Below are 11618 nucleotides of genomic sequence, written 5' to 3'. Positions count from 1 at the left end.
AGAAATAAATTCATGGCTTCTGTTGCAGATCAATTAGATAAAGTATTACAAAAAACAACCCGATTGATCGAGTTGTGTAATGCGTTACAGGAAGAAAATGATTTATTAAAGCTTGAAAATCAATCGTTAAAAGTTGCAGTGGATACCGCAAAAACCAAAAATGTAGATCTGGAAGAAAAAATCAGAGTTACAAAATTGGCGAAAAGCATTGAGGGAACAAGTGAGAAATCGCTTGATATTAAACAGAAAATTAACGATTTTGTGCGGGAGATTGATAAAAGTATCGCATTGCTGAAAAAATAACACAATGCGTAAAAATCTGAAACTAAGCTAAACAATGGGAGAAATCTCGATTAAAATAACCATTTCCGACCGCATTTACCCCTTAAAGGTAAACATGGAAGAAGAAGAAATTGTGAGACGGGCGGCAAAAATGATCAATGAACGCATAAAAGACTATCAGGAAAATTATGCGGTTAGAGATAAGCAGGATCTACTTTCAATGGCCGTTTTGCATTATGCAACTGCCGTTTTGAGAACAGAAAATAAAGTTCAAAACCAAGATACTGCTGTTGCCGATAAAGTCGAAGAGTTGGATGGTTTATTAAACGGGTTCTTCACTAAATAAAAAAAAGGTACGTTCTTTTAAAGTACTGGTTATACTGATCATATCAATATGGCTAATGCTTTATTATATTAGCACAAAAATATAGCCGCAGCTAGTTTTTGAGTTTCAAAATTTATAAAACTTAACACTTCAATATCTATAGGGTTAAGAGGGCGGATTTCATTTGTTCATTCATCTGAAAATGGCTTAAATCCTAATTATGCTTAGTTGAGGTTTAAAATGATGAAACTTTAAAAAATTAGTTGCGGTTTTTTTTTACTTATAAAACAAAATGGAAACAGTTGAAATATTAGGATACCTATTTGCCTTAATTACAGGTTTGGTTATCGGGATAGTGGTGGGGAGATACCTACTTCGCAACCTGTTAAAACAACAGGAAATTGCCGCTCAAAACAAAGTGAAGAAGATTTTAAAAGACGCAGAAAATAATGCAGAAATTTTAAAAAAGAATAAACTTTTAGAAGCAAAAGAGAAATTTTTACAGTTAAAGGCGGAGCATGAGCAAGAGGTTAACTCTAAGAATAATACCATTAATCAACGCGAAAATACAATAAAACAGAAAGAACAATCTGTAAATCAACGTACTGAAAACCTGCATAAAAAAGAACAGGAAATTGATAAAGTAAAGTCTAATCTTGAAAAACAGACCGATTTGGCTGTAAAAAAACAAGATGAAGTTGAAGTTTTAAAAAAACAGCATCTAACACAACTAGAAAGCATTGCTGGCCTTTCTGCTGATGAAGCCAAGGAACAATTGGTTGAAAATCTGAAACAGGAAGCCCGTACACAAGCGATGATGCAAGTAAAAGACATTGTTGATGAAGCAAAGTTAACCGCCAGCAAAGAGGCTAAGAAAGTAGTTATTCAAACCATCCAGCGTACAGCTACAGAAGCTGCGATCGAAAATTCTGTTTCTATATTTCATATTGAAAGTGACGAAATTAAAGGCCGTGTTATTGGTCGTGAAGGCCGGAATATCCGCGCACTTGAAGCCGCTACAGGAATTGAAATTATTGTTGATGATACACCAGAGGCAATTATCTTATCGGGATTTGATCCGGTAAGACGTGAAATTGCCCGCTTGGCTTTACACCGTTTGGTTACAGACGGTCGTATACACCCGGCGCGTATTGAAGAAATTGTAGCCAAAACCAAGAAACAAATTGAAGATGAAATTATTGAAATCGGTGAACGTACTGTAATTGATTTGGGTATTCATGGTCTTCATCCAGAACTTATCCGAATGGTTGGGCGTATGCGTTACCGTTCATCTTATGGTCAAAATTTATTACACCATTCTAGAGAGGTAGCTAATTTCTGCGCAACTATGGCAGCAGAACTTGGATTAAATGCAAAATTAGCTAAACGTGCCGGATTGCTGCATGATATTGGTAAAGTTCCGGATGATAATCCGGAATTGCCACACGCAATTTTGGGTATGCAACTTGCAGAAAAATATAAAGAACATCCTGAAGTTTGTAACGCAATTGGAGCCCACCATGATGAAATAGAAATGACATCGTTAATTTCTCCAATCGTTCAGGCTTGTGATGCCATTTCTGGCGCGCGTCCGGGTGCACGTAGGGAAGTTGTAGAAAGTTACATCAAACGTTTGAAAGACTTGGAAGAACTTGCTTTGTCTTATCCAGGTGTAGAAAAGACATTTGCCATTCAGGCCGGTCGTGAGTTGCGTGTTGTGGTAGAAAGCGAACGTGTAACAGATGCGCAGGCTGAGTTGCTGGCAGCAGATATTTCTACCCGTATCCAAACGGAAATGACGTATCCCGGCCAAATTAAAGTAACCGTAATCCGTGAAACGCGATCGGTAGCTTTTGCAAAATAGTAACAATTAATTATTAGGTTAAAGGCGATGATTTTATCATCGCTTTTTTTATGATCAAAAAAGACAGCAGCTATTGTTAAACTGAACATTGAATTTTTTCTTAATTTTACCACAAATGAGTAAACCGAGTATAAAAAACTTAAAGGCAAAACGCCCGATTGATGTGTTGTTTGATAAATATGCAGAGAGCCATCAGAACCCAACCAACAAAATGGTACACTGGATCTGTGTTCCGTTAATCGTATTTAGCTTGTTGGGGTTAGTTTGGCAGATTCCATTTCCGCATATTGGTTTTTTAGGAGCTTATAATGGTTTCTTCAATTGGGCTTCTTTTTTGCTGGCTTTCAGTTTATACTACTATTTTACGCTATCGCCTGTTCTTTTTTTTATGATGATTTGGGTTGTAGGTTTAATGAGCTACATAATTGTTAAAATAGAACAATTGGTAGGATTGGGTAGTGGCACTGCATATGCCATATATGCATTCATTTTTATTGCTTCATGGCTTGGCCAATTTATCGGTCATAAAATTGAAGGCAAAAAGCCGAGTTTTTTGGATGATGTTAAGTTTTTATTAATCGGGCCAATCTGGTTATTGCATTTTATATGTAAGAGGGCAGGTATTCAGTACTAAGCTGAAGTTGGCTAACATTATTTTAACTTTAAGCTAAGCAAATGTTAATTAACATCTAACTTAAAGCTAACATTGCCGTAATAGTTTTGTGGCGGAAACTAAAATAAGGCAACTTGAATATTATTACTAATCTAAAAAAGACAGTACTAACTTTACTGGTATCTTTTATAAGCGTAGCTGTTTATGCTCAAACGGCTAAAATTTCCGGTACAGTAACGGATAAGAAAACCGGCGAAACCCTGATTGGGGTTAGCGTTAAGGTTAAAGGAACAAATAAAGGAATAGCAACGGATGTTGATGGAAAGTATTCAATATCAAATTTGTCCAAAGGAAAATATGCTCTAACCTATCAATATGTAGGTTATCTTGGTAAAGAAATTTCGGATATCGAAGTTATAGATGGCAAAGTGACTAGCCTAAACGTGGTTTTAGAAGAATCAAATTCGCAAAATCTCTCTGATGTAGTCATTAAAGGTTCATTCAAAAAGGAAAGCATCAATGCACTTTATGCTCAGCAAAAAAATAGCATCGCTATTTCCAGTGGAATATCATCAGAGATTATCCAAAGATCTCCAGATAGAAATACTTCGGAGGTTTTAAAGCGTGTAAGCGGGGCAAGTATTCAAAATAATAAATTTGTTGTAATAAGAGGTTTGGCAGATCGATACAATACAACTATGTTGAATAATTCGTTGCTTCCTTCCACAGAACCAGATAAAAAAGCATTCTCTTTTGATATTATCCCAGCAAATTTGATTGATAACCTTATCATTTACAAAACGGCATCTCCCGAACTACCCGGAGATTTTGCAGGTGGAATTATACAGGTAGTTACGAAAGATGTACCAGATCAAAGTTACCTGAATTTTTCAACGAGTTGGGGATATAATACACAATCAACATTTAAAGACTTTACAGCAAGTCAACGTCAAGGTTCAGATTATCTCGGATTAATCGGATCCGATCGAAATTTGCCCACCTCATTTCCCTCATCTTTTCAACAATACAATCCGCTAACCGCACAACAGAAAGTTAATTTTACTAAGCAACTTCCAAATGCTTACGGAGAGCAGATTTATAAAGCCTTACCTTCGCAAAACCATCAAATTACATGGGGTAATCGTAAGGACTTTAGTAATGGAGGATCCCTCGGAAGCGTAGTGTCTTTATCGTACAGGAATTCGCAGAACATCAATCCTGTAACGCGTAATGATTACCAAAATGATTTCCGAGACATTTATTACGATTATAACGACACCCAGAATGTTTTCACAACGAATGTTGGTGCATTAGCAAACATTACCTACAAGAAAGGGAAAAATAAGTTCAGTTTTAAGAATTTACTCAATAATGTGCTTGAAGATATTTATGTAGATCGTAATGGGTTTAATACCAATATTGATGCAAACCTACGCCTAAATAACTCAGATAAAAGCCGCAAAACAATATTTAATTCGCAACTGGAAGGGGAACACCAATTTGAAAAGCCCGACCAAAAGATCAACTGGAACCTGAATTATTCAAATATTAGTCGCGATCAACCAGATTTAAGATCAATATATTATCGTCAGGTAGGTGGCGAAGGGTCTACCAGCTATTCTTTGGTAGATCGAAATAGTCGTAGATTCTTTTCAGATATGAAGGAAAATGACTTTGGCGCATTGGCTAATTATACATTACCTTTTACCATGTTCAAAAGAAAAAGCACTTTAAAGGCTGGCTTTTTGAGTATGTATAAAACTAGAGATTTTAATGCTAGAATATTCAACTACCAATTTAATTCTTCTGGATCTGCTTCTTATGATGAGACTATTTTAAGCTTACCGAAAGATCAGATTTTTCAACCTCAGAATATTTCTACAAGTGGGGGTTTTTATCTCACGGATTTTACAGGTAATACAGATTCATATGAAGCACAATCTATGTTGAATGCCGGCTACCTGATGTTTGATAATCATATTGGTGAGAAATCTCGGCTAAGTTGGGGAGCTCGTTTAGAGCATTATTATCAAAATATTGATTATGTAAATTTGAGCGGAGTTTCTACGAGTTCTGACGAAACTTTTATCGATGTTCTTCCCTCTGCCAATTATACATATTCTATCAACGAAAAAAGTAATTTCAGATTGTCTGCATCTAGGACAGTTTCGAGACCTGAACTTCGGGAATTGGCTCCTTTTGCATTTTATGATTTCGTAAGTCAAACTTCTACAGTTGGTAATCCATCTTTAAAACGTGGAGCAATCAATAATGCTGATTTGAGATATGAGATTTATCCAAGTGCTGGTGAAGTGTTAACATTTTCTCTGTTCTATAAAGATTTTAATAATGCAATTGAGCAAACTTTAGATGAAGGGGGTACGCCGGAACGACGAGAAGTTAACTACATGAATGTAGAAAAAGCTTACTCATTTGGAGCCGAAATTGATGTTCGTAAACGATTTGACTTTATTAAAGACACTGGTTTTTTCAATGATTTAACCGTATTTGCCAATTTAAGCTATATTAAATCAAAAGTAAGTTTTGGTAACTTAGGTGCCTCAGACCGTCCGTTACAAGGCCAATCTCCCTATTTGATTAATGCCGGGTTGCAATATGCAAACGTTTCAACCGGACTCACATTTACTGGACTCTACAACCGGGTAGGACAGCGAATTGCTTTTGTTGGCAATACTCTGATTCCAAATATATGGGAAAATGCGCGAGATGTTCTCGACTTTCAGATCAGCAAAAAAATTCTCAAAAACAAGGCAGAGTTAAAATTGAATGCTGGTGATATTCTAAATCAGCGAAGCATCTTTTACTTAAATATGGATGACAAAACAGCTTTTGACAGTAGTGTCGATAAACAATATATCTCTACAAAATATGGCACTAACTTCACATTAAGCTTTAGTTACAACTTATCATTTAATAAGTAAAAAATCTAGAAAAGATATCAAGACAATTTTTATTCCTATAGCATAGACATTATAATTAAAATCAAAAAACAGGGTAACATGAAAATTAAACAACCATTATTCATTCTGGCAGCAGTTATGATCTATTTTACTTCGTGTAAGAAGAATAACGAAGAAACAAACGAACAAGGTACGGTAGAAATCGCTAATGGAGGAACTTTAACAGGAACCTATACTGCAGGCCAAAATGTGATTGTTAGAAGAGGAACAATTACTTTATCTGGCTATACCTACTTTGAGGAGGGTGCTACGTTAACAATTGAACCAGGTACTATCATTAAATCAAGTGTATCGTCTAAGGGCGCTTTGATTATTGAAAGAGGCGCAAAGATTATGGCCGAAGGTACAGCCAGCTCACCGATTATTTTCACTTCTGGCAGACCAGCGGCAGAAAGAGCTCCTGGCGATTGGGGTGGAATTGTGATATTGGGTAAAGCAACTGTAAATTTGACCAATCCTACTATTGAAGGCGGAATTGGTAAACAATATGGGGGTACTATTGATACAGACAACTCTGGAACATTAAAATATATCCGTATAGAATTTGCAGGTATTGCAGCACAACCGAACTCAGAAATTAACGGATTGACTTTAGGTGGTGTTGGATCTGGCACTACAATCGATCATATCATGGTTTCATATGGTAATGATGATGCATTTGAATTCTTTGGTGGTACTGTTAACGCAAAATATCTAATCGCTTATGCAACTGCGGATGATGATTTCGATTTTGACAACGGATACCGTGGTAAGATTCAATTTGCGATGTCTTTGAGAGATCCAAGTTTTGTAGATGGTGGGGACGCTGGAAATGGTATTGAGTGCGATAACGATGCCAATGGTTCTAATGGTACTCCTCGTACAAGACCTAACTTATCTAACTTTACCATATTAGGCCCAAATGGAGCAGCAAACACAGCAGCAAACCACAATTTTGCTAACAGATGGAGAAGAAATACCGCATTTGTGTTAAACAACTCTATATTACTTGGCCACCCTAAAGGTGGATTGTCTCTAGAGTCTAACGGTACATATAGTGCTTTTATCGACGGGACTTCTCTATTTAATAATAACATCTTATTTGCACTCGCAGATCCATTCAAATTGGGAAGTGATGTAACCGTTGCTGGTGCATCTGCAGCAGCTATTCAGGCCAAAGCTTTAGCTTCAGGTACAGTGAGTATTTCATCATCTGCTGCTGCAGGTTTGACTAATCCATTCAATTTAACATCGCCGAACTTGCTTCCTACAACAGGTTCTATCGCCTTAACAGGCGCTGCGTTTACAGGAGATCAAACAGACGCTTTCTTTGAAAAAGTTACATACAAAGGTGCTTTTGGCACAACCGATTGGACAACAGGCTGGGCAAGTTGGACTCCAAAATCAAATACATACTAATCTTTCTTTAAAGAGTTAATACTAAGGTCTGCTTACGATGTAAGCGGACCTTAATATTTAAAAAAGCAACCAGTAAATCTATCTAATGGACGTCCTTAATGGGCAACTATAACTAAAAGGTGTTCACCGTAAGGGTAAACACCTTTTTTGTTAGAAGAATATGGATTCAATTTGCACTGAAGTGTGCCTAAGTATAATCCTGATAAATTAATGTTATGGTGTTAAATATTTAACAATGAGATCTTTATATTGAATGATGTAAATCATATCATGAAAAGAACATCTAAATTAAGCACGCATTCTAGGATTGTTGGCTTATGCGCTTTAGCACTCACACTAATCATTGTATCTTGTAAAAAAACTGAAACCAATATCGAAAGCACGGATTTCTCAAAGGTAGACGCTTTAGTGCTCTCCAAAATCAGTGCAATGGGCTTCGACACAAAAAATATCGAAGTATTAAAAGACTTTTATCTGGTTGAAGGTGACATTTTATTGGATCAGAAATCTTTACAAAATAATCCGGTTAAAACAACTGCCACCACAGGTAACTCGGGTAAAATATCTCAAACCCGTACCAATTATATTGCAGGTCCAGCAAATAACCAGAACGTTTATATATCATTTGGCGAGGGCGTTTGGGGCAACAGCTCATGGTACAGTGGATTGCTCACCGCAGTACGTGTATGGAATTCGACCGCAGGCAATAATATTAAGTTACATTTGTTGAATTCGAGTTCGCAGTACACCAATAGTCCCGCAATAGATATTACAATATATGCAGATAATGGTACACTATCACAAAATACCGCTGCAGCTGCATTAGTTCCCAACGGAAATAATAAGGTTGGAAATACGATCTACATAAACTCTGATTTTCCCGGCTTAAATCCTTTAAATGCAGCATGGAACATGATTCATGAAATTGGCCATACTTTAGGTTTAGTTCACACTAACTGGAGGTATCTAAATGACCCTATTCCGAGCGGTGGAGTTACAGATATTGCCAATACACCAAGTAGTTTATCAAGTGATCCAAATTCGGTAATGAATGGAGGAACAGCTCTTACTGAATATGGAAGCTATCCTGCTTTACCTTCAATTTATGACGATATTGCAATATCATCGATGTACCCATTAATTACTACAGGGCAGGTAAATGCATATATTTCCGGACCATCAACTGTAGGGCGTTACGGACAATCTACTTTTCATTCTAGTTATTCTTCATTAGAAAGTGGAATCTATTATAAATGGGAGATCAATGGGATCAACGGAACCAATTACCACTATGAATTTACTGATAATACGGATTCTATTTTAGATGAAGTTGGTTTCGAATCGGGGAACTATGAGTTAAAATGCACAATCATCGGTGGAAAATATACCGGTTCATCGGTTGCCAGTAAAACGCTTACTGTGAATTAACAATAATCAAACCATCCGCGGCATTACCATTTCTGCCTGTGGTTGGATTTGACTATTTTTTACTTTACTTCTGCTGTCGCTTTGTCTGGAGTCGATTTCACCTCAGTCGTTCAGTTAAAAAAATATTATATTCTGTAGACACTCTGCACTCAAGAGCCTTAATTCTTATGATTAAGGCTCTTTATTGATAAAGTTGTATAAAGATCTGCCAATTACCATTTCTGAAAACTGTATTCAATCAAAATCTGGGCGAACCTTTAATAGTAAGCTTTTGGAATAATGCGCCAAACAAAATCGCTTTTTGCGCGTATAGTTCGCCGGTAATCGGAGTAGAGGCAGTGTCTTGTGACAGCCGCTCAAATATGAATCCTTTTTTTCAAGAAACAGGAGAGAGTTGTCAGTGAAAGAGTTGTAACCTCCTGTAATTACCCAATCAATCAAATGTATGTTCCTATTCTATTGAATCTATCACGCTATTATGAATTTCCGACTAGAAGTCATTTTTGTTCATAAATATTGTTATTCAGCTTCTGCTGGTGCTGTTATTTTCTTTTTTGCAGTTGCCTTTTTAATTATAGGTTTAACCTCAGGCGCGACAATAGATACTTCATCTTCTTTTACAAAACCTTCTAGCGAATCGTCTTTAGGTTCTATAGTGATTTTTTTTGCCATCTGTTTTGCAAATTTTTCGATAAGCTTATCGGCTTTCTTTACTTTTCCAAACTGATTCGCAATGCTTAGAAATTCGGCAAATAATTGAACTTCGATTTCTTTTCGGATTTGTTTACGGGCGGAAGTTTTGGACGACTTCTTCTTCTCTTTTTTCATTAGCGCTACGGAATAATTACTCGCCAAAGATAGAATTTCGAAATATTAAATTAATATTATCATTATGTTAACAAATAAAATAATGGTTAACACAACTGGTACAAATTACAAGAAACATACTTTAGAATGCCATTGCTGTTTCTACTGCGCCACCTAAATCAAGTGTATTCTGCATTTCATCCAAATATTGAAGCAAATGACGTTCTGCGTTTGAAAAGCAAGTAAAATGAGAAGATGGCACTTTTGCCTCAAGCTCGCTCGTACGTTTATAATAATGACTTAACTGAAAGATAAAGGTATTATCGTCATTTATTTGCGATAATATGCGGGCTTTGATTGAATGTTGTTGGATTTTAGCAAAATATTCTTTTACAACGATGAACACATTAGCAGCCATAAGGGATACGCTGCTTTTTAGCACAGCGAAAATAAAAATAGAATAAATAAATTGCATTGCCTTCGTTTAACTTAACGATAACATTAAATATAAATATTTAATTAACGTTTGATAGGCTCGTATGCATAGACGATTTGGTAAGGTACGTTTTTCAGTGTTGAAGAAAGCTGCCCAATATTTAGTTTCTCTACTTGTGGTGTAGGTTCGCAGAACGAATATTTTTTTCCTTTATATACAATAAAATTGCCCACAGCCTGATCAAAACCAACAGCCATAGTTAAGTGCGTGGGATACAGAACGGCAACCATTGGCAAGTTGTAAATTTCCTTTACCAGATAGAAAAATAACGCAGCACGATCATCACAGTCGCTGTATTGATTGAGCAATGTTTCTTCTGGCGATAACCTTTTCTCCTTGCCGAAATTTTGTTCATCATCTTCATACAAAAAAGCATATCTGGTAAATCGCATCAAATAATCTACACCCTTTTTTTTGCTCATCCCAACAGTATTTTTCTTTAGTACAGGAATTAAAGAACTATAGGTTTCCTGACTAACCGGAATATTAAAATACGTTTCAAAATCTACTCCAGGGTAATTGGCAAAAATGCTGCTTACATCTTTATTTACTTTTAGTTTAAAATGATAGGTGGTGTGTTTGTAATTAAAGGCCAGATCACGTTCAGAATAATTTGCTGGTTTAAAATCTGGCATTCGGTTAATTTTGTACGAGAAAGCATTGTCTGCGCCACCAATGTCAATTGCTATAGGTACATATGCATCAGCCCGTTTAAAAAGTTTACCGTAATCGTGATAATTTAAGCAGGTGTATTTTCTTCCGTAAATTTCAAAGTATGGAATATCGCTAATGTCTTCTTCATTTCTCACATAAAATATTACCTGATTATCCCCTACAGCCAAACGTGCATCATAGCCGGTTTTGCAAAGCAGATACCATTTGTATAATGTGTATCTGAAATAGTTCTGGGCTTTCGGACTAATTTCTTCCGCTGTTTTGCGAATGAGCTGGTAAAATATCCAATCGTTTAATTCATATTTAGCTCTAAATATTTTCAGTTGTTCAATGATGGCACTTTGTGGTAGCGCGGAGATATTCGTATAAAATTTTAAAATTTCTGATTTTTCTGGGCGATTAGGCACATGGATCTGTAAGGAGCTGTCGGTTTCGAAATTGAAAGTTCCGTCGTAAAATTCTATAGCATGTTGTTGTGCATGGCTCGCTCTATTATTTAAAGAGATAAACAAACAGATACAAAGTACTGTTTTTAAGAAATGCCCCGCTGTAATCATTCTGCTTATATTTGGTAGAATGAATTTACAATAAATTAACGTGAAATCAACAATATGTTTACGTGAATAAGTGGCTGTGGAAGTTACGGAAAGTTAACATTGGAGATTTTTCCGATAGGTTTTTTAGATTTAACAATAACGTTGAATTAATATCTAATTAATATTCTAAACCTACTTTTGTGGTATAAATAT

10 protein-coding genes are annotated in these 11618 nt (G+C 36.1%); 7 read left to right on the top strand and 3 right to left on the bottom strand.

From position 1 onward, the window contains the following. Window positions 1–12 precede the first annotated feature (12 nt). The 7 genes from ACJVDH_RS14075 (at window position 13) to ACJVDH_RS14045 (ending at window position 8891) form a co-directional block, all read left to right on the top strand. Window positions 13–303, top strand: coding sequence for a hypothetical protein (locus ACJVDH_RS14075; protein ID WP_443944038.1), 291 nt, complete (start codon window positions 13–15; stop codon window positions 301–303). Between the two features lie 34 nt (window positions 304–337). Further along, a complete protein-coding gene (locus ACJVDH_RS14070) occupies window positions 338–628 on the top strand; it encodes a cell division protein ZapA (RefSeq protein WP_443944037.1) in 291 nt (96 codons plus the stop codon). Window positions 629–899: 271 nt separating this feature from the next. Beyond that, window positions 900–2471, top strand: a complete 1572-nt coding sequence (rny, locus tag ACJVDH_RS14065) for a ribonuclease Y (protein ID WP_443944036.1) — start codon at window positions 900–902, stop codon at window positions 2469–2471. Window positions 2472–2586: 115 nt separating this feature from the next. Beyond that, the gene (locus ACJVDH_RS14060) at window positions 2587–3105 is read left to right on the top strand and encodes an Mpo1 family 2-hydroxy fatty acid dioxygenase (protein WP_443944035.1); all 519 of its coding nucleotides are present in this window, start codon (window positions 2587–2589) and stop codon (window positions 3103–3105) included. A gap of 113 nt (window positions 3106–3218) precedes the next feature. Next, complete coding sequence (locus tag ACJVDH_RS14055; protein ID WP_443944034.1) at window positions 3219–6026, top strand: TonB-dependent receptor domain-containing protein; 2808 nt, start codon at window positions 3219–3221, stop codon at window positions 6024–6026. Window positions 6027–6104: 78 nt separating this feature from the next. Next, window positions 6105–7463, top strand: a complete 1359-nt coding sequence (locus ACJVDH_RS14050; protein WP_443944033.1) for a hypothetical protein — start codon at window positions 6105–6107, stop codon at window positions 7461–7463. 270 nt (window positions 7464–7733) lie between these two features. Beyond that, window positions 7734–8891 carry a hypothetical protein gene (locus tag ACJVDH_RS14045; protein ID WP_443944032.1) on the top strand — a complete coding sequence of 386 codons (1158 nt, stop codon included), beginning with the start codon at window positions 7734–7736 and terminating at the stop codon, window positions 8889–8891. A gap of 519 nt (window positions 8892–9410) precedes the next feature. On the opposite strand, the gene ACJVDH_RS14040 is transcribed toward ACJVDH_RS14045, so the two are convergent. From ACJVDH_RS14040 to ACJVDH_RS14030, 3 genes are all read right to left on the bottom strand, one after another. Next, complete coding sequence (locus ACJVDH_RS14040) at window positions 9411–9719, bottom strand: hypothetical protein (protein WP_443944031.1); 309 nt, start codon at window positions 9717–9719, stop codon at window positions 9411–9413. A gap of 121 nt (window positions 9720–9840) precedes the next feature. Continuing rightward, the gene (locus ACJVDH_RS14035) at window positions 9841–10173 is read right to left on the bottom strand and encodes a hypothetical protein (protein ID WP_443944030.1); all 333 of its coding nucleotides are present in this window, start codon (window positions 10171–10173) and stop codon (window positions 9841–9843) included. A gap of 44 nt (window positions 10174–10217) precedes the next feature. Next, a complete protein-coding gene (locus ACJVDH_RS14030; RefSeq protein WP_443944029.1) occupies window positions 10218–11426 on the bottom strand; it encodes a hypothetical protein in 1209 nt (402 codons plus the stop codon). Window positions 11427–11618 lie beyond the last annotated feature (192 nt).

It is taken from the genome of Pedobacter terrestris, from assembly GCF_052343045.1.
In the GTDB taxonomy this organism is placed as follows: Bacteria; Bacteroidota; Bacteroidia; order Sphingobacteriales; family Sphingobacteriaceae; genus Pedobacter.
This window is presented reverse-complemented; position numbering and strand designations above follow the sequence as displayed.

Coding starts and splice junctions, on each gene's coding strand:
- ACJVDH_RS14075 (WP_443944038.1), top strand. CDS start 13: ATGGCTTCTGTTGCAGATCAATTAGATAAAGTATTACAAAAAACAACC.
- ACJVDH_RS14070 (WP_443944037.1), top strand. CDS start 338: ATGGGAGAAATCTCGATTAAAATAACCATTTCCGACCGCATTTACCCC.
- rny (WP_443944036.1), top strand. CDS start 900: ATGGAAACAGTTGAAATATTAGGATACCTATTTGCCTTAATTACAGGT.
- ACJVDH_RS14060 (WP_443944035.1), top strand. CDS start 2,587: ATGAGTAAACCGAGTATAAAAAACTTAAAGGCAAAACGCCCGATTGAT.
- ACJVDH_RS14050 (WP_443944033.1), top strand. CDS start 6,105: ATGAAAATTAAACAACCATTATTCATTCTGGCAGCAGTTATGATCTAT.
- ACJVDH_RS14045 (WP_443944032.1), top strand. CDS start 7,734: ATGAAAAGAACATCTAAATTAAGCACGCATTCTAGGATTGTTGGCTTA.
- ACJVDH_RS14040 (WP_443944031.1), bottom strand. CDS start 9,719: ATGAAAAAAGAGAAGAAGAAGTCGTCCAAAACTTCCGCCCGTAAACAA.
- ACJVDH_RS14035 (WP_443944030.1), bottom strand. CDS start 10,173: ATGCAATTTATTTATTCTATTTTTATTTTCGCTGTGCTAAAAAGCAGC.
- ACJVDH_RS14030 (WP_443944029.1), bottom strand. CDS start 11,426: ATGATTACAGCGGGGCATTTCTTAAAAACAGTACTTTGTATCTGTTTG.